The sequence below is a fragment of the Vibrio sp. YT-19(2023) genome, assembly GCF_033337395.1.
This window is the reverse complement of record NZ_JAWOQN010000010.1, coordinates 149,105-167,896: the sequence shown is the minus strand read 5'-3', so window position 1 is coordinate 167,896 and position 18,792 is coordinate 149,105. Positions and strand designations below refer to the sequence as shown.

The 18,792-nt window shown below is 51.3% G+C and carries 15 protein-coding genes and 4 pseudogenes; 13 read left to right on the top strand and 6 right to left on the bottom strand.

The features are described from left to right. The first annotated feature begins 186 nt into the window (after positions 1–186). Complete coding sequence (locus tag R7E78_RS10170) at positions 187–1,269, top strand: hypothetical protein (RefSeq protein ID WP_032073039.1); 1,083 nt, start codon at positions 187–189, stop codon at positions 1,267–1,269. A gap of 67 nt (positions 1,270–1,336) precedes the next feature. Here the strand turns inward: R7E78_RS10170 and R7E78_RS10165 are convergent, their stop codons facing one another. Further along, a complete protein-coding gene (locus R7E78_RS10165; RefSeq protein WP_318057875.1) occupies positions 1,337–2,233 on the bottom strand; it encodes a DNA replication terminus site-binding protein in 897 nt (298 codons plus the stop codon). A gap of 338 nt (positions 2,234–2,571) precedes the next feature. On the opposite strand from R7E78_RS10165, the gene R7E78_RS10160 reads away from it, so the two are divergent. After that, positions 2,572–2,892: a hypothetical protein gene (locus R7E78_RS10160; protein ID WP_172686224.1), complete on the top strand. Its 321-nt coding sequence runs from the start codon at positions 2,572–2,574 to the stop codon at positions 2,890–2,892. Positions 2,893–2,898: 6 nt separating this feature from the next. Here R7E78_RS10160 and R7E78_RS10155 read toward each other — a convergent pair. The 3 genes and pseudogenes from R7E78_RS10155 to R7E78_RS10145 all read right to left on the bottom strand — a co-directional run. Continuing rightward, positions 2,899–4,898: pseudogene (locus R7E78_RS10155) on the bottom strand (Tn3 family transposase). Positions 4,899–4,900: 2 nt separating this feature from the next. Next, positions 4,901–5,458, bottom strand: coding sequence for a recombinase family protein (locus tag R7E78_RS10150; protein ID WP_001162012.1), 558 nt, complete (start codon positions 5,456–5,458; stop codon positions 4,901–4,903). A gap of 296 nt (positions 5,459–5,754) precedes the next feature. Continuing rightward, positions 5,755–5,976 (bottom strand): annotated as a pseudogene (locus R7E78_RS10145) (tyrosine-type recombinase/integrase); the annotation flags it as partial. A gap of 65 nt (positions 5,977–6,041) precedes the next feature. Here R7E78_RS10145 and R7E78_RS10140 point away from each other — a divergent pair. Continuing rightward, positions 6,042–6,746, top strand: a complete 705-nt coding sequence (locus R7E78_RS10140) for an IS6-like element IS26 family transposase (protein WP_001067855.1) — start codon at positions 6,042–6,044, stop codon at positions 6,744–6,746. Between the two features lie 52 nt (positions 6,747–6,798). On the opposite strand, the pseudogene intI1 reads toward R7E78_RS10140, so the two are convergent. Further along, a pseudogene (intI1, locus tag R7E78_RS10135) lies at positions 6,799–7,596 on the bottom strand (class 1 integron integrase IntI1); the annotation flags it as partial. A gap of 161 nt (positions 7,597–7,757) precedes the next feature. Between intI1 and R7E78_RS10130 the strand changes: the two are divergent. The 10 genes and pseudogenes from R7E78_RS10130 to R7E78_RS10085 all read left to right on the top strand — a co-directional run bounded on the left by R7E78_RS10130 (position 7,758) and on the right by R7E78_RS10085 (position 16,754). Next, positions 7,758–8,312 carry an aminoglycoside N-acetyltransferase AAC(6')-IIa gene (locus R7E78_RS10130; RefSeq protein WP_023622803.1) on the top strand — a complete coding sequence of 185 codons (555 nt, stop codon included), beginning with the start codon at positions 7,758–7,760 and terminating at the stop codon, positions 8,310–8,312. 89 nt (positions 8,313–8,401) lie between these two features. Next, on the top strand, positions 8,402–9,034 hold the full coding sequence (gene catB, locus R7E78_RS10125; RefSeq protein ID WP_023622804.1) for a type B chloramphenicol O-acetyltransferase: 633 nt from the start codon (positions 8,402–8,404) through the stop codon (positions 9,032–9,034). Positions 9,035–9,473: 439 nt separating this feature from the next. Continuing rightward, on the top strand, positions 9,474–9,746 hold the full coding sequence (locus R7E78_RS10120) for a hypothetical protein (protein ID WP_023622806.1): 273 nt from the start codon (positions 9,474–9,476) through the stop codon (positions 9,744–9,746). Positions 9,747–9,841: 95 nt separating this feature from the next. Continuing rightward, positions 9,842–10,315, top strand: a complete 474-nt coding sequence (dfrA1, locus tag R7E78_RS10115) for a trimethoprim-resistant dihydrofolate reductase DfrA1 (protein WP_023622807.1) — start codon at positions 9,842–9,844, stop codon at positions 10,313–10,315. Between the two features lie 453 nt (positions 10,316–10,768). Beyond that, positions 10,769–11,607: pseudogene (locus R7E78_RS10110) on the top strand (AadA family aminoglycoside 3''-O-nucleotidyltransferase). 116 nt (positions 11,608–11,723) lie between these two features. Next, positions 11,724–12,071, top strand: a complete 348-nt coding sequence (locus R7E78_RS10105; protein ID WP_000679427.1) for a quaternary ammonium compound efflux SMR transporter QacE delta 1 — start codon at positions 11,724–11,726, stop codon at positions 12,069–12,071. Next, positions 12,065–12,904, top strand: coding sequence for a sulfonamide-resistant dihydropteroate synthase Sul1 (gene sul1 / locus R7E78_RS10100; RefSeq protein WP_000259031.1), 840 nt, complete (start codon positions 12,065–12,067; stop codon positions 12,902–12,904). Before R7E78_RS10105 ends, sul1 begins: the two co-directional genes overlap by 7 nt. Positions 12,905–13,308: 404 nt before the next feature. Beyond that, positions 13,309–14,850 carry an IS91-like element ISCR1 family transposase gene (locus tag R7E78_RS10095; RefSeq protein WP_000050481.1) on the top strand — a complete coding sequence of 514 codons (1,542 nt, stop codon included), beginning with the start codon at positions 13,309–13,311 and terminating at the stop codon, positions 14,848–14,850. A 328-nt stretch (positions 14,851–15,178) separates the two neighbouring features. Then, entirely contained in the window at positions 15,179–16,105 is a 927-nt protein-coding gene (locus R7E78_RS10090; protein WP_001100753.1) for an inhibitor-resistant extended-spectrum class A beta-lactamase PER-1, read from the top strand. A 73-nt stretch (positions 16,106–16,178) separates the two neighbouring features. Next, positions 16,179–16,754, top strand: coding sequence for a glutathione S-transferase family protein (locus R7E78_RS10085; RefSeq protein ID WP_001176353.1), 576 nt, complete (start codon positions 16,179–16,181; stop codon positions 16,752–16,754). A 38-nt stretch (positions 16,755–16,792) separates the two neighbouring features. Here R7E78_RS10085 and R7E78_RS10080 read toward each other — a convergent pair whose 3' ends face one another. After that, positions 16,793–18,634, bottom strand: coding sequence for an ABC transporter ATP-binding protein (locus R7E78_RS10080; RefSeq protein WP_032495614.1), 1,842 nt, complete (start codon positions 18,632–18,634; stop codon positions 16,793–16,795). Positions 18,635–18,792: the final 158 nt, after the last annotated feature.

Below are 18,792 nucleotides of genomic sequence, written 5' to 3'. Positions count from 1 at the left end.
ATATCGAGTTCGCACATTTTGTTGTCTGATTATTGATTTTTGGCGAAACCATTTGATCATATGACAAGATGTGTATCCACCTTAACTTAATGATTTTTACCAAAATCATTAGGGGATTCATCAGGGCTTGGCAGGTAATCAGGGCAACCTTTCATAGATACCCCGTTAATTTGGAGTTGCTTTAATATGAAAACTACCACGATATCGTTTGGCTCGAAATCAAACGCTGAATATCTCGCAAGAAAACTGTCATCAACATTGAAAGATGATTTTAATGTTTCGCTGAAACCAATCAAACTCCTTCATGCACTAGCTAAGGCTCAGGGTTATAAAAATTGGAACCACTGGGCTGGGGCTGGGCTTTCTGAAAATACAGATCAAGCTTTAACTGAGCGACCACCTATCGCTTATGACTTAGATCTTCCTGTGCCTTTTTTAAAACGAGCTCCGGTTGATGCGAATCCTGACGCGGCAACATCCTATATAGTTGAAATATTGGATATTAATCTTTTTGACTCAGTACGAGTTATGTCAAACGAATTATCCGCCGAGCTTTGTGAGAGGAGAAGAAAAGCATACTCGGAAAACCCCAGCATCACAGCAGGTTCAATGACTGTGTACACAGTGGTTATAACAGGCAAACGCTACACTAATGGACGCGGAGGTTATTGGTACTATGACCCTGAGGTTAAGTATTTTCACCTTCCAAAGGATTCTGATTCAGGTACTTTTGTCACTGAAAAATATTTGAATGAATTGAGGAGCGTTCAGTCCAATACAGTTGTCGAAATGATGCCGCCTGAATACGATGGTTTAGGTCATGCTGTTATTTGCGACAAGTGTGGTTTGAATTACGTGCCAAACTTGGCTGAGGATAGAGTTCTACATCATCAGTTCTGTACTCTATTGTCTTCTGCTAGTGAGTATTTCGGGAGACCTTTGTTTACTTATGAAATGTTTGAAAAGGCCAAATCCGTTCAATTGAACGATCCTAATCCAACTATCGCTGACCAAGCTGCTTTATATAAAAACAAATTGTGGGGATATTTTTCTCGCTCAGTGCAAGCCTGGATGAGGCAACGTGATTTTAAGGAACATCCTCCCTTTTTTGTTTACTCACAAGCAATGATAGCTTCGGACTTGGATGATGGTCACGTGTCTCATGATGTAGCTCAGTATGTTGCTAAAGATATGGGAATTGAGCATCTTGAACAATCTCCAGCAATGCCAAGCGGCTCATCGTATTGGGCTATTGACGACAACATCTAACAATCCTTAAAAGCATCAGTTGTTCGGTTTAACCGAACAACTGATATCAATTTCTTCTGTCTTCGTTTTACGTTGAATCTTCTTTATTTAACTTTTTGGGAGCTATCTGCTCTATTTGTCGGCCAGCGAACGTGCCTAGGATAGTTGAGCTTTGTTTGTCCGAGCGTTGCTTTCTCTCCACTGCGGCCACAAACGAAGCGATCTGTCCAGCCTTGAAGGGTTCATCTTGTACCACGATGATCGGCAACGGAGCAGTCATGGTTTTCTGCCCAGAGAGTTTTACCACATTGGCCGCTGGCTGTACTTTAACATCCCGACGAATTCTCAGTGTCATATCAGGGGCGCTGGCGACTTTCTTGATGAGCTGGGTCAGGGGCAACTCGTTCTCAGGGTTGGCTCGCTCCAGTTCTTTGATCATTTGGCTTATTAGTACTGCTTTGTCCGGTTGGTGCAAAGCATCTTTTCTCTGCCAACTGAACTTCACTGATTTGACGTCCGCATCGACTAGGCAGTGGATTTGTCTGTAGAGATGTTTTGTCATGACGCCGGGGCAGTTGTCATGGATTGCCTTGAACCGTGCTTGCCGGGTTTCGTTTTCAGTGATCACCAACTCCTCGATGTCGGCCTTGCTTTGGTTGATGCTATGTACCAACTGAACAATCTCAGCGCTGTTGGGATTAGAGGGCAGCAGGTGGATCACGCCAACATAACGTCTGGCAGATTTCTGTGAGTAGGGGTGTTTGATGTGCAGATCCACGTAGCCTTCACCCGCCAGCTTCATAGCGGCCATGCCGGAATGGTGCTCGGGCATGATGAGTTTTATTACCTCATGCTCATTGCCTTTATGTACTGGAGGTATCCGGCTCACTATCGCCATGCTTGGCATAGTGCTCGTTAGTAGTTTGTTCAGACGAGACAGATTAAGTGTCACGTCATCAAAGAGCGTTTTTATCTGGCTCATCATTTATTTCTTGCGTTGTTCTGACGGATCATTGATTACATTTTAGCCGCTTTTAGACCATCATGCAAAGTGGGGTATAAGCCTCGGTCGTCGCTAACGCTCCTCCTTCGGCTTTGTTGAGCCGGGGCTCGCCCCCGAATTTAGAAAGAGAGAGATAAATAGAGAAAAAGAGAGAAAAAAAGAGAGGTCTAGCAAGGTGGTTAGGGGGGAGGTGTACTTTCAGTTTTCTCGGTGGTGGAGGGGATTGGAGCTGTATCCTATGTTGCATGATGGTCTAATTTGCGATGTTTATAGGATTACATTATGATGCTGTGAGTTAGGTTAAACAGAGGGGAGAATGAATGTCGCAAGTGCATAGTGAAATCCGCAAGGCAGCTCAGGTAATAGAGGCGGCTAGATATCGTATGGGTGTTGCCGAGTTTGTTTATACATTTATCGACCACTGGGCATATCAGCAGACCGGGCTGTACCCTCCATCATCAAAAATGCCAAAAGAACTGGAACCTACGGCTATCGAATTATCGCATATCTTGAGTGCGGCCATGAGAAACTATCCTGGTATTGACGTTCTCGGCATGTTTTTCTCCGAGTGTGGTTACTACAAACAAGGACAAAACTTCTTTCCTACTCCACCAGGGGTCGTCTCAGAAAACGGAAAATAAAGCACGCTAAGCCGGTGGCAGCGGTCGCAATGGCCTAAACTTCCCCGCACCGACCTTGGCGCTGCTGCGCCATAGGTAATCGCCGGTCAGGTTGATGTGCTCCCACCCCAGCGGCGACAGATATTGCAACAATGTGTCGTCCAGCGCCGTGCCGTTGCCACGCAAAGCACTGGTGGCACGCTCCAGATATACCGTGTTCCACAACACGATGGCCGCCGTCACCAGATTGAGGCCGCTGGCCCGGTAGCGCTGCTGCTCAAAACTGCGGTCGCGGATTTCACCCAATCGGTAGAAGAAGACCGCCCTGGCCAGCGCGTTGCGCGCCTCGCCCTTATTCAGCCCCGCATGGACGCGGCGGCGCAGCTCCACGCTTTGCAGCCAATCCAAAATGAACAGCGTGCGCTCGATGCGCCCCAGCTCGCGCAACGCCACGGCCAAGCCGTTCTGGCGCGGGTAGCTGCCGAGTTTGCGCAGCATCAGCGAAGCCGTTACCGTGCCTTGCTTGATGGAGGTGGCCAGCCGCAGAATTTCATCCCAATGGGCGCGTATTTGCTTGATGTTCAGCCTGTCGCTGCTAATCATCGGCTTGAGCGCGTCATAGGCGGCATCGCCCTTGGGGATGAATAGCTTGGTTTCGCCCAAGTCACGGATACGCGGCGCGAAGCGAAATCCCAGCAAATGCAGCGCGGCTTGATGAATGCGGTTGGCGCATCGGCGGGCACCTTGCGCGCGCTGTCGCTGTTCATGCCGCGCAGCATGTCGATGGCATCGAGCACACCCTTGGCGGCGGGCGCAGCCCGCAATTTGAGCACGCCCAGGAACTGCGGCGCGTAGCGGCGTAGCGTGGCATAGCTTTCACCGATGTGGTGCAGGAAATCAAAGTCGGCAGGCCGCGCCAATGTTTGCGCTTCGGTGACGCTGGCGGCGAAGGTGTCCCAGGGCATAACGGCCTCGATGGCGGCGAACGGATCGCTGCCGCTTTGCTTGGCCTCAATCAACGCTTGACCGATGCGCCCATACATCCGCACCTTGTCGTTGATCGCCTTGCCGGAAGCCTGGAACTGCTGCTGATGCTTGTTCTTGGCCGCGTTGAACAGCTTGCCGATGATGCGATCGTGAAGGTCGATGATTTCATCGGTGACGGTGGCCATGCCTTCGATGGCCAGCGCTACCAGCGTGGCATAGCGTCGTTGCACCTCGAACTTTGCCAGATCAGCAGGCGTCATCTGGCCACCTTCACGAGCGATTTTGAGCAGGCGGTTCTGGTGAACCTGCCGCTCGATGCCTGCGGGCAGATCAAGTGCTTGCCAGGATTTCAGGCGCTCAATATGTTCGAGCATGTGGCGAGAGTTCGGTTTGGCAGGCGACTGGCGCAGCCATGCCAGCCACGTCACTTTACTGCCGTCCTTGCGCTTGAGAAGTTCGTCCAGGCGCTGACGGTGGGGTGATAACAAAGAATCGGTCAGCGCCGCGTAAATGCGTCGGTTGGCACGGGTGATGGCCTCGGCGCTTGCGCGCTCGATGGCATTCATGGCGGGCAGGATAATGCTCTGCCGCCGCAGATTCTCGACAAGTGCGCTCGCCAGCACGATGCCTTTGTCGGTCTGCAAGGCCAGCTCGGTCAATGTATGCACGGCTTGCCGATAGTGGCTCATGGTGAAGGGCTTGAACCCAAAAACCGTTTGCAGCTCGACCAAGTGCTCCCGCCGTGTCTGTTCGCGCTGGCCGTACTCGCTCCAACTTTCCACTGGCATCTTGAGTTGCGCGGCCACCATGCGCAACAGGGGCGGAAACGGAGGCTCATCGACGCCCAAAAAGGTGCCAGGGAATCGCAAGTAGCAAAGCTGCACAGCGAAGCCCAATCGATTCGCGGCGCCGCGACGCTGACGGATCACCGACAGGTCGGTTTCGTTGAACGTGTAGTGCCGTATCAGTTCGTCTTTGGCATCTGGCAGTGCCAGCAGGCTTTCGCGCTCGGTGGCGGACAGGATTGAGCGGCGTGGCATGGTCAGTCTTCCCGCAGGTACTGGTACAAGGTTTCGCGGCTGATGCCGAAGTCACGGGCCACCAAGGTTTTTTGGTCGCCTGCCGCAACTCGCCGTTTCAACTCGGCAATTTGTTCGCTGTTCAGCGATTTCTTTCGTCCCCGGTAGGCACCGCGCTGCTTGGCCAGCACGATTCCCTCGCGCTGACGTTCGCGGATCAGGGCGCGCTCGAACTCAGCGAAGGCTCCCATGACCGACAGCATCAGATTGGCCATCGGTGAGTCCTCGCCGGTGAACTTCAGCCCTTCTTTGACGAACTCCATGCGCACGCCCCGTTGTGTCAGCCCTTGGACGATGCGGCGCAGGTCATCAAGGTTGCGTGCCAGCCTGTCCATGCTATGCACCACCACGGTGTCGCCCTCGCGGACGAAGGCCAGCAGCCTTTCCAGCTCGGGACGCTGGGTGTCCTTGCCAGAAGCCTTGTCGGTGAACACCCGCGCCACCTGAACACCCTCCAATTGCCGTTCCGGGTTCTGGTCGAAGCTGCTGACGCGGACATAGCCGATGCGTTGACCTTGCAAGATGCCTCCAAAGGCAAAAGTGTCAGGATGAAATCTATTACCTTTGACGGAATATGTCAATCAATAGGAAATTTAACTCTATTCTGACATCGTTTGTCGTTTTCAGAAGACGGCTGCACTGAACGTCAGAAGCCGACTGCACTATAGCAGCGGAGGGGTTGGATCCATCAGGCAACGACGGGCTGCTGCCGGCCATCAGCGGACGCAGGGAGGACTTTCCGCAACCGGCCGTTCGATGCGGCACCGATGGCCTTCGCGCAGGGGTAGTGAATCCGCCAGGATTGACTTGCGCTGCCCTACCTCTCACTAGTGAGGGGCGGCAGCGCATCAAGCGGTGAGCGCACTCCGGCACCGCCAACTTTCAGCACATGCGTGTAAATCATCGTCGTAGAGACGTCGGAATGGCCGAGCAGATCCTGCACGGTTCGAATGTCGTAACCGCTGCGGAGCAAGGCCGTCGCGAACGAGTGGCGGAGGGTGTGCGGTGTGGCGGGCTTCGTGATGCCTGCTTGTTCTACGGGGCACTGTTGCAAATAGTCGGTGGTGATAAACTTATCATCCCCTTTTGCTGATGGAGCTGCACATGAACCCATTCAAAGGCCGGCATTTTCAGCGTGACATCATTCTGTGGGCCGTACGCTGGTACTGCAAATACGGCATCAGTTACCGTGAGCTGCAGGAGATGCTGGCTGAACGCGGAGTGAATGTCGATCACTCCACGATTTACCGCTGGGTTCAGCGTTATGCGCCTGAAATGGAAAAACGGCTGCGCTGGTACTGGCGTAACCCTTCCGATCTTTGCCCGTGGCACATGGATGAAACCTACGTGAAGGTCAATGGCCGCTGGGCGTATCTGTACCGGGCCGTCGACAGCCGGGGCCGCACTGTCGATTTTTATCTCTCCTCCCGTCGTAACAGCAAAGCTGCATACCGGTTTCTGGGTAAAATCCTCAACAACGTGAAGAAGTGGCAGATCCCGCGATTCATCAACACGGATAAAGCGCCCGCCTATGGTCGCGCGCTTGCTCTGCTCAAACGCGAAGGCCGGTGCCCGTCTGACGTTGAACACCGACAGATTAAGTACCGGAACAACGTGATTGAATGCGATCATGGCAAACTGAAACGGATAATCGGCGCCACGCTGGGATTTAAATCCATGAAGACGGCTTACGCCACCATCAAAGGTATTGAGGTGATGCGTGCACTACGCAAAGGCCAGGCCTCAGCATTTTATTATGGTGATCCCCTGGGCGAAATGCGCCTGGTAAGCAGAGTTTTTGAAATGTAAGGCCTTTGAATAAGACAAAAGGCTGCCTCATCGCTAACTTTGCAACAGTGCCTTCTACGGCACGTTTGAAGGCGCGCTGAAAGGTCTGGTCATACATGTGATGGCGACGCACGACACCGCTCCGTGGATCGGTCGAATGCGTGTGCTGCGCAAAAACCCAGAACCACGGCCAGGAATGCCCGGCGCGCGGATACTTCCGCTCAAGGGCGTCGGGAAGCGCAACGCCGCTGCGGCCCTCGGCCTGGTCCTTCAGCCACCATGCCCGTGCACGCGACAGCTGCTCGCGCAGGCTGGGTGCCAAGCTCTCGGGTAACATCAAGGCCCGATCCTTGGAGCCCTTGCCCTCCCGCACGATGATCGTGCCGTGATCGAAATCCAGATCCTTGACCCGCAGTTGCAAACCCTCACTGATCCGCATGCCCGTTCCATACAGAAGCTGGGCGAACAAACGATGCTCGCCTTCCAGAAAACCGAGGATGCGAACCACTTCATCCGGGGTCAGCACCACCGGCAAGCGCCGCGACGGCCGAGGTCTTCCGATCTCCTGAAGCCAGGGCAGATCCGTGCACAGCACCTTGCCGTAGAAGAACAGCAAGGCCGCCAATGCCTGACGATGCGTGGAGACCGAAACCTTGCGCTCGTTCGCCAGCCAGGACAGAAATGCCTCGACTTCGCTGCTGCCCAAGGTTGCCGGGTGACGCACACCGTGGAAACGGATGAAGGCACGAACCCAGTGGACATAAGCCTGTTCGGTTGGTAAGCTGTAATGCAAGTAGCGTATGCGCTCACGCAACTGGTCCAGAACCTTGACCGAACGCAGCGGTGGTAACGGCGCAGTGGCGGTTTTCATGGCTTGTTATGACTGTTTTTTTGTACAGTCTATGCCTCGGGCATCCAAGCAGCAAGCGCGTTACGCCGTGGGTCGATGTTTGATGTTATGGAGCAGCAACGATGTTACGCAGCAGGGCAGTCGCCCTAAAACAAAGTTAGGCAGCACAGAGCGACCATTTCATGTCCGCGAGCACCCCCCCCATAACTCTTCGCCTCATGACCGAGCGCGACCTGCCGATGCTCCATGATTGGCTCAACCGGCCGCACATCGTTGAGTGGTGGGGTGGTGACGAAGAGCGACCGACTCTTGATGAAGTGCTGGAACACTACCTGCCCAGAGCGATGGCGGAAGAGTCCGTAACACCGTACATCGCAATGCTGGGCGAGGAACCGATCGGCTATGCTCAGTCGTACGTCGCGCTCGGAAGCGGTGATGGCTGGTGGGAAGATGAAACTGATCCAGGAGTGCGAGGAATAGACCAGTCTCTGGCTGACCCGACACAGTTGAACAAAGGCCTAGGAACAAGGCTTGTCCGCGCTCTCGTTGAACTACTGTTCTCGGACCCCACCGTGACGAAGATTCAGACCGACCCGACTCCGAACAACCATCGAGCCATACGCTGCTATGAGAAGGCAGGATTCGTGCGGGAGAAGATCATCACCACGCCTGACGGGCCGGCGGTTTACATGGTTCAAACACGACAAGCCTTCGAGAGAAAGCGCGGTGTTGCCTAACAACTCATTCAAGCCGACGCCGCTTCGCGGCGCGGCTTAATTCAGGTGTTAGGCAACGGTGTTGTTGCAGATTTTTGGTGCGGAATTATATGAAGAACTATTTTGAGAGCCCGTTTAAGGGAAAACCTCTCGTCGAACAGGTAAAGAACCCAAATATCAAGGTAGGCCGTTATAGCTATTATTCAGGCTATTACCACGGGCATTCATTTGATGATTGCGCTCGCTACCTCCTGCCTGATCGTGATGACGTTGATAAATTGATAATTGGAAGCTTTTGCTCCATAGGGACGGGTGCATCTTTTATCATGGCTGGAAATCAAGGTCACCGATATGATTGGGTTACATCATTCCCTTTTTTCTATATGAATGAGGAACCGGCATTTTCGGAATCAGTTGATGCTTTCCAGGCGGCAGGTGATACCGTCATAGGAAGCGACGTGTGGATTGGCTCTGAAGCAATGATTATGCCTGGAGTAAAGGTTGGCCATGGAGCGGTAATTGGCAGCCGGGCTTTGGTTACCAAAGATATAGAGCCATACACAATAGTTGGTGGCAACCCTGCAAAAGAGATAAAGAAGCGCTTTTCAGAACAGGAAATTTCAATGTTGCTAGATATGAAGTGGTGGGATTGGCCGTTGGAGCAAATTAAAGAAGCAATGCCTCTTTTGTGCTCGTCTGATATTGCAGGCTTGTACCATTTTTGGCAGCGTTCAAGTGCCTAACAAACGGCTGTTGTCGCCCCTTCGGGGCTGGGACGGCCTTTCCGCCGCTTTGCGGCTACAAGTCCGCCCCAAAGCCGGGCGTTAGCAGGTTTTCGGGTTTTAACGGTTTTAGTCAGTAGCTTTTTTCGGCATTGCTCGCGTTTGGTTTTCCTAGCGGCAGCGCCAAAAGGTTTAGTTCGCCAGTTTGTGGGTTTGCTGCAAACGGTTGTGGCGGTAGCGTTGTTCTTCTTGGCTTCGCTTAACAGTTTTACAGGTTCCGGTCGGCTCGCCGTATCGCAGTTAACCGGTTTAGTTTTAAATTAAAAGCAGCTTGCCGTTGTTCGGGTTTGCCAGTGCGGCAAGCCGCGAAAGTTAGGTGCAGGCTGCTAACAAGGCCAGTCAAGCGACGCCAAACAGCGTCGCGCTTGCTGGCAGCGTTATGTTTTAAAAAGGTTTAACTATGGAATTTAGTGACAAAGAACTGGCAGTGATAGCCGGTGCTAGGAAAAAGATTAAAGCTGCAACATTCTTCAGAGTTTTGCTCATTGTTGTCATGCTATGCGGTATTACCTTGATGGCAACAGGCGTGGTTGTTGCTGAGTTTATCGTTTATTTAGCATTCGGCGCTGTTGTTCTGGCTATCGGATTACCTCAGTTTGGTTCTGGGCCTAAGTACGAAGAGTTATTAAATATTTTAGATAGTAAAGCTAATGCGCAGCGTTCAAAAACATAACAAGGCGCATCACTCGTGGCCTGCGGCCACTGGGACGTCAAACGCTAACGCGTTTTTCCGCCCGTGTGCTTTGCGTTAACCTCTGAGGAAGAATTGTGAAACTATCACTAATGGTAGCTATATCGAAGAATGGAGTTATCGGGAATGGCCCTGATATTCCATGGAGTGCCAAAGGTGAACAGCTCCTGTTTAAAGCTATTACCTATAACCAATGGCTGTTGGTTGGACGCAAGACTTTTGAATCAATGGGAGCATTACCCAACCGAAAGTATGCGGTCGTAACACGTTCAAGTTTTACATCTGACAATGAGAACGTATTGATCTTTCCATCAATTAAAGATGCTTTAACCAACCTAAAGAAAATAACGGATCATGTCATTGTTTCAGGTGGTGGGGAGATATACAAAAGCCTGATCGATCAAGTAGATACACTACATATATCTACAATAGACATCGAGCCGGAAGGTGATGTTTACTTTCCTGAAATCCCCAGCAATTTTAGGCCAGTTTTTACTCAAGACTTCGCCTCTAACATAAATTATAGGTACCAAATCTGGCAAAAGGGTTAACAAGTGGCAGCAACGGATTCGCAAACCTGTCACGCCTTTTGTACCAAAAGCCGCGCCAGGTTTGCGATCCGCTGTGCCAGGCGTTAGCTGCCAAGAAACGGAGTAGTTATGGCAAGAGGATTTTATAAAAAGCGTCACAACGTAGGCCAGAGTATCCCTTCGAATCAGCTTCGTGTCGGAATGCTTATCCATTTGAGTTATACGAATTTTGGTTGCGTTTGGCGAATTTCATCCATAGAGCCAGTGAACTCGAAAGGCGAAATATGGCTCAATCTTGTAGCTCCCGAGTCAGGAAAAACAAAGCGCACAAATGCGAGATATGCTGTATACATACGAAGAGATCAGCGGTAAGCATGCAGCTAACAAGTTGCTCAAATACGTTCCGGGCCTACGGCCCTCCACCGGACAGCCAAAGCTGCGCTTTGCCTGCCGTTTAGCAAGGCGTTAGACATCATGAGGGACGCAGTGATCGCCGAAATTTCGACACAACTGTTAGAGGTGCTTAGTGTCATTGAGCGCCATCTGGAATCAACGTTGCTGGCCGTGCATTTGTACGGCTCCGCAGTGGATGGCGGCCTGAAGCCATACAGCGATATTGATTTGTTGGTTACTGTGGCCGTAAAGCTTGATGAAACGACGCGGCGAGCATTGCTCAATGACCTTATGGAGGCTTCGGCTTTCCCTGGCGAGAGCGAGACGCTCCGCGCTATAGAAGTCACCCTTGTCGTGCATGACGACATCATCCCGTGGCGTTATCCGGCTAAGCGCGAGCTGCAATTTGGAGAATGGCAGCGCAATGACATTCTTGCGGGTATCTTCGAGCCAGCCATGATCGACATTGATCTAGCTATCCTGCTTACAAAAGCAAGAGAACATAGCGTTGCCTTGGTAGGTCCGGCAGCGGAGGAATTCTTTGACCCGGTTCCTGAACAGGATCTATTCGAGGCGCTGAGGGAAACCTTGAAGCTATGGAACTCGCAGCCCGACTGGGCCGGCGATGAGCGAAATGTAGTGCTTACGTTGTCCCGCATTTGGTACAGCGCAATAACCGGCAAAATCGCGCCGAAGGATGTCGCTGCCGACTGGGCAATAAAACGCCTACCTGCCCAGTATCAGCCCGTCTTACTTGAAGCTAAGCAAGCTTATCTGGGACAAAAAGAAGATCACTTGGCCTCACGCGCAGATCACTTGGAAGAATTTATTCGCTTTGTGAAAGGCGAGATCATCAAGTCAGTTGGTAAATGATGTCTAACAATTCGTTCAAGCCGACCGCGCTACGCGCGGCGGCTTAACTCCGGCGTTAGATGCACTAAGCACATAATTGCTCACAGCCAAACTATCAGGTCAAGTCTGCTTTTATTATTTTTAAGCGTGCATAATAAGCCCTACACAAATTGGGAGATATATCATGAAAGGCTGGCTTTTTCTTGTTATCGCAATAGTTGGCGAAGTAATCGCAACATCCGCATTAAAATCTAGCGAGGGCTTTACTAAGCTTGCCCCTTCCGCCGTTGTCATAATCGGTTATGGCATCGCATTTTATTTTCTTTCTCTGGTTCTGAAATCCATCCCTGTCGGTGTTGCTTATGCAGTCTGGTCGGGACTCGGCGTCGTCATAATTACAGCCATTGCCTGGTTGCTTCATGGGCAAAAGCTTGATGCGTGGGGCTTTGTAGGTATGGGGCTCATAATTGCTGCCTTTTTGCTCGCCCGATCCCCATCGTGGAAGTCGCTGCGGAGGCCGACGCCATGGTGACGGTGTTCGGCATTCTGAATCTCACCGAGGACTCCTTCTTCGATGAGAGCCGGCGGCTAGACCCCGCCGGCGCTGTCACCGCGGCGATCGAAATGCTGCGAGTCGGATCAGACGTCGTGGATGTCGGACCGGCCGCCAGCCATCCGGACGCGAGGCCTGTATCGCCGGCCGATGAGATCAGACGTATTGCGCCGCTCTTAGACGCCCTGTCCGATCAGATGCACCGTGTTTCAATCGACAGCTTCCAACCGGAAACCCAGCGCTATGCGCTCAAGCGCGGCGTGGGCTACCTGAACGATATCCAAGGATTTCCTGACCCTGCGCTCTATCCCGATATTGCTGAGGCGGACTGCAGGCTGGTGGTTATGCACTCAGCGCAGCGGGATGGCATCGCCACCCGCACCGGTCACCTTCGACCCGAAGACGCGCTCGACGAGATTGTGCGGTTCTTCGAGGCGCGGGTTTCCGCCTTGCGACGGAGCGGGGTCGCTGCCGACCGGCTCATCCTCGATCCGGGGATGGGATTTTTCTTGAGCCCCGCACCGGAAACATCGCTGCACGTGCTGTCGAACCTTCAAAAGCTGAAGTCGGCGTTGGGGCTTCCGCTATTGGTCTCGGTGTCGCGGAAATCCTTCTTGGGCGCCACCGTTGGCCTTCCTGTAAAGGATCTGGGTCCAGCGAGCCTTGCGGCGGAACTTCACGCGATCGGCAATGGCGCTGACTACGTCCGCACCCACGCGCCTGGAGATCTGCGAAGCGCAATCACCTTCTCGGAAACCCTCGCGAAATTTCGCAGTCGCGACGCCAGAGACCGAGGGTTAGATCATGCCTAGCATTCACCTTCCGGCCGCCCGCTAAATATCTCCTTTTGGGTTGTTAATAAAACATCCAATAAGTTGACTGTGCGTGAAAAAGAAAGTTTTGTGTGATGGCGTTGAAGATCGCACCGTTAAGCTCTTATGTGGGATGGTGCAGAGCTCGACGACTACCGATAAAACGCAACCGCCGCAAACAGACAAGAAAAAGCCCCAACTGATAACAGTTGGGGCTTCAGTATTGTGATTGGTGGAGCAATAGCACCCTGAACCCAAAACCTTCTCGCTCAACCGGTAGTGGCTGATAACAACTCGTGAGGGCTATTGCGGGTTAAGCATTTAGCGATGTCTAGGGCCAGACTGGACGTCTGAACGCAAGCCGCTGATACTGTACATAACCACAGTATCAGCGGAGGATACCCATGTCGCTGGCAAGGAACGCCACGGCGAGTCAATCGCCCACTCAAACAAACGGTTACGAACGCCACCAACCCGACCAGACGCTGCTCTACCAGCTGGTTGAGCAGCACTACCCAGCCTTCAAAGCCTCACTCGAAGCCCAAGGTCAACACCTGCCTCGCTACATCCAACAAGAATTCAACGACCTCCTCCAATGTGGCCGTCTGGAGTATGGTTTCATGCGGGTTCGCTGCGAGGATTGTCATCACGAGCGTCTGGTCGCCTTCAGCTGTAAACGACGCGGCTTTTGCCCTAGCTGCGGTGCCCGCCGGATGGCCGAGAGTGCGGCGCTGCTGATAGACGAAGTCTTCCCCAAGGAGCCCATTCGCCAGTGGGTGCTCAGCTTTCCTTTCCAGCTACGCTTTTTGCTGGCTCGCCATCCCCAGCTGATGGGCCAGGTCTTGAGTATCGTCTATCGTACACTCTCAACTCATCTGATCAAAAAAGCCGGTTACACCAAAGCCTCTGCACAAACTGGCTCAGTGACTCTTATCCAACGCTTTGGCTCCGCGCTAAATCTCAATGTCCACTACCACATGCTGTTTCTCGATGGTGTCTATGCCGAAGATGACTATGGCAAGCAACGCTTCCATCGTGTCAAGGCACCCACTTACGATGAGCTGAATACGCTCGCTCACACCCTCAGCCATCGCATCGCTCGCTGCATGGAAAAGCGTGGGATTTTGGAGCGTGATGCCGAGAATACGTGGTTGACACTGGAAGAGGGCGAAGACGATACGCTGACTCAATTACATGGTGCTTCGGTTACGTATCGCATTGCCGTCGGCCCCCAGCAAGGGCGCAAAGTCTTCACCCTGCAAACCTTGCCAGGGCGTGAGGATAAAGCCGACTCAAGCAGTCGAGTAGCCAACCATGCTGGTTTCTCGCTACACGCCGGTGTGATGGCCGAAGCGCATCAGCGGGATAAGCTTGAGCGCTTGTGTCGCTACATTAGTCGGCCAGCGGTTTCAGAAAAACGTCTGGCATTAACCGCCAATGGGCAGGTGCGTTACGAGCTCAAAACTCCGTACCGCAATGGCACCACCCATGTGATCTTCGAGCCGCTGGACTTCATCGCCAAACTCGCTGCGTTGGTACCTAAGCCGCGAGTCAACCTCACACGCTTCCACGGCGTCTTTGCACCGAACAGCAAACACCGAGTTCAAGTAACACCCGCCAAGCGGGGCAAGAAGCCCGACAAATCGGAAGGTCTCGATACTAACTGGCGTGACAAGAGTCCTGCAGAGCGCCACCGCGCCATGACCTGGATGCAACGCCTCAAGCGAGTCTTCAATATTGATATTGAAGTCTGCGAACACTGCGGCGGTCACGTCAAAGTGATTGCCAGCATCGAAGATCCGAAGGTCATTGAGCAGATTCTCAAGCATCTGAAACAGAAAACAGCCAAGGCGAATGCCGCCAAGCAGCGTGAGCTGCCACCAGAACGAGCGCCGCCACTGACTCCCAGCCTGTTCGATCCATCACAGAGTCGTCTCTTTGACTGACGACCCCAAATCCAACACTGCTCAACACTGCCAACTTTTAAACGGGGCGGTGGGGCAGTTTGTATCTCTCGAGCTATCAGGCTAGAGATTTTACCGCCAAATCGAACCTTATTAGAGCGGTTTAGGCTGGACCGGCAGTTAAAATTGGGGCTTGAGCGGTAAACGAGTGAGGGAATTTCAGGTAAGATACTTCGGATGAGGAGCAAAAAGGTGGTTTATACTTCCTATACCCGGAAGTAACCCATTTTTTGACGGCTCCTATACCCTAAAAAGGCAGCTTTGGCTGCCTTTTGTATAATTCATATCGACTTATCAAAAGGACAATCCGATGAATGTCATTATAAAAGCTGTAGTTACTGCCTCGACGCTACTGATGGTATCTTTTAGTTCATTCGAAACCTCAGCGCAATCCCCACTGTTAAAAGAGCAAATTGAATCCATAGTCATTGGAAAAAAAGCCACTGTAGGCGTTGCAGTGTGGGGGCCTGACGATCTGGAACCTTTACTGATTAATCCTTTTGAAAAATTCCCAATGCAAAGTGTATTTAAATTGCATTTAGCTATGTTGGTACTGCATCAGGTTGATCAGGGAAAGTTGGATTTAAATCAGACCGTTATCGTAAACAGGGCTAAGGTTTTACAGAATACCTGGGCTCCGATAATGAAAGCGTATCAGGGAGACGAGTTTAGTGTTCCAGTGCAGCAACTGCTGCAATACTCGGTCTCGCACAGCGATAACGTGGCCTGTGATTTGTTATTTGAACTGGTTGGTGGACCAGCTGCTTTGCATGACTATATCCAGTCTATGGGTATAAAGGAGACCGCTGTGGTCGCAAATGAAGCGCAGATGCACGCCGATGATCAGGTGCAGTATCAAAACTGGACCTCGATGAAAGGTGCTGCAGAGATCCTGAAAAAGTTTGAGCAAAAAACACAGCTGTCTGAAACCTCGCAGGCTTTGTTATGGAAGTGGATGGTCGAAACCACCACAGGACCAGAGCGGTTAAAAGGTTTGTTACCAGCTGGTACTGTGGTCGCACATAAAACTGGTACTTCGGGTATCAAAGCCGGAAAAACTGCGGCCACTAATGATTTAGGTATCATTCTGTTGCCTGATGGACGGCCCTTGCTGGTTGCTGTTTTTGTGAAAGACTCAGCCGAGTCAAGCCGAACCAATGAAGCTATCATTGCGCAGGTTGCTCAGACTGCGTATCAATTTGAATTGAAAAAGCTTTCTGCCCTAAGCCCAAATTAACAGACTATCAGCACTATCTAAGCCGCTGACTCTGGTTGTACACTAAAGCTATGGTTTGAAATTGGAGTAGGTTATGCAGTTATTAGGTTCAGTGGCTTCCCCTTTTGTTCGTCGTTTACGTTTAGTACTGGCAGGGCAACCTTATCAGTTTGTAGCGCTTAATATTTTTGAGTCTGAAGGCCGTTCAGTGTTGGTACAACATAATCCGGCACGCAAAGTGCCTGTGTTAGTGGATGGAGAGCAGGTTATTTTTGATTCAGGCGTAATTTATCGTTATTTGGCTTCGAAACTGAAATTCAAACCATTGAGCTGGGATCAGGAAAACGGTCTGACGACCATCAATGCCTGCACAGACTCCTTGGTTGAATTACTGCTTTGTAAGCGCTCAGGTTTTGACGTGACTGAAGATAAATTGTTTTTTAATCTTCAGCATGAGCGAATTCAGGCGACGCTAGAGGCACTTGAGCAACAAATCAGGGCAGGGCATTTCGGTGACTGGGACTATCCTGGTATCAGTCTGTTCACTTTAATCGACTGGATATTGTTCCGCGATTTAGTCGACTTAAAACCCTTCCCTGTATTATTACAGTTCAGAAATGCGCATTTAAACCGGCCGATGGTCGCTGAAACCGACCCGCGTTTAAGCTAAAAACAACAGGTCAGAGCCAAGACTCTGACCTTTATTATTTATTCCACACCAATAAAGCCGCCGGTTTGATGCGCCCATAATTGAGCGTAAATACCGCCTTTGGCGATCAGTTCCTGATGACTGCCTTGTTCCACAATACGACCTTGATCCAGAACGATCAGCCTGTCCATAGCTGCTATGGTAGATAAACGGTGTGCAATGGCTATAACCGTTTTGCCTATCATCAACTGAGTCAGACTATGCTGAATAGCTGATTCTACTTCGGAGTCCAGCGCTGAGGTGGCTTCATCCAAAATCAGAATAGGGGCGTTTTTCAGTAAAACCCGAGCTATTGCAATACGTTGACGTTGACCACCAGAAAGCTTGACTCCACGTTCGCCCACCTGAGCGTCGTAGCCACTGTTGCCTTTAGGATCGGTAAGCTCCTGAATAAAAGCATCGGCTTCGGCTAAACGGGCTGCTTCAATCATTTCCGCTTCGGTAGCGCCAGGACGACCATATAAAATATTTTCCCTTACAGTACGGTGTAGCAGGGAGGTATCCTGGGTCACCATAGCTATATGAGCGCGAAGACTTTCCTGTGATACAGTTTTGATGTCCTGACCGTCTATCAAAATCTGGCCTGAATTGACATCATAAAAGCGCAGCAGTAAGTTCACCAGCGTGGATTTACCAGCACCAGAACGGCCGACTAAACCTACTTTTTCACCGGGTTTAATCGACAAGTCCAGACCATCAATCACAGGACCATGTTCACCTGCTGCTTTGCCGTAGTTAAAGTTCAGTTGCTTAAACTCAATCTGACCTTGTGGCACTTCAAGCGGCTTCGCATCAGCTTTGTCGATGATTTGCTGAGGCTGAGACAAAGTCGCAATACCATCTGCCACAGTACCTATGTTTTCAAACAGTGCACTGACTTCCCACATGATCCACTGCGACATACCATTTAAACGCAGCGCCAGACTGACTGCGATGGCAATAGAGCCCACAGTGACGGCATTGACAGACCAAAGCCATATCGCCAGCGTGGCAATAGAGAACACCAACAGATAGTTCAGACCCTGCACACAAATATTGAGCCAGGTAGCCAGTCGCATTTGTCTGTACACAGGCACCAGAAACAGCTGCATGCTATCGCGGGCGTATTCTGACTCACGAGCCGTGTGTGAAAACAGTTTAATAGTGCTGATATTGGTGTAGCTGTCGACAATACGGCCTGTCATTTCTGAACGGGCATCGGCTTGTTCTGTTGCAACTTGTTTCAGTCTCGGCACAAAATAAAACTGCAAGCCGGTGTATATGACTAACCAGGCAATCATCGGCAGTACCAAGCGCCAATCTGCATCGGCGATCAGATACAACATAGAGCCAAAATACACCACCACATACACCATCACATCCAGCAGCTTGGTGGCCGTTTCGCGCACTGCCAAAGCCGTTTGCATCACTTTAGTGGCGATGCGACCAGCGAATTCATTCTGGTAGAAACCCAAACTTTGTTTCAGTAAATAACGATGCGCCAGCCAGCGGATCGACATAGGGTAGTTACCCAATATAGTTTGGTGGATCAGGGCTGAGTGAAAAAATACCAAACCAGGCAACACCAGCAACATCACTATGGCCATAGTGATCAAGGTATCCTGCTCTTCCTGCCAGAAAGTAGCCGGATTCTTGGTTACCAACCAATCGACTAATTGCCCCATATAGCCAAATAAGGACACTTCTAATGCGGCCAGTAAGGCTGTCGCAATAGACATCAGGATCAGAGGCAACACCATGCCTTGACTGTAATGCAAACAAAATGCAAACAGGCCTTGAGGTGGCTGAGTTGGCTCTTTATCAGGGAAAGGGTTGGTTAAGCGTTCAAAAAAGCCCAGCATAAAATTCCTCTGCAGCAACGAAAAAGGCAGTTATTGTACGTCAAAGTTTAAAAAACAGATGTAACTATTTGATGAAAGCCCGGTTTAGAACGGCCATCTTATTTTATAACCGATAGCTTGTGACTCGCTTTTTTGCTGAACAGAACAGCAGATTGTTG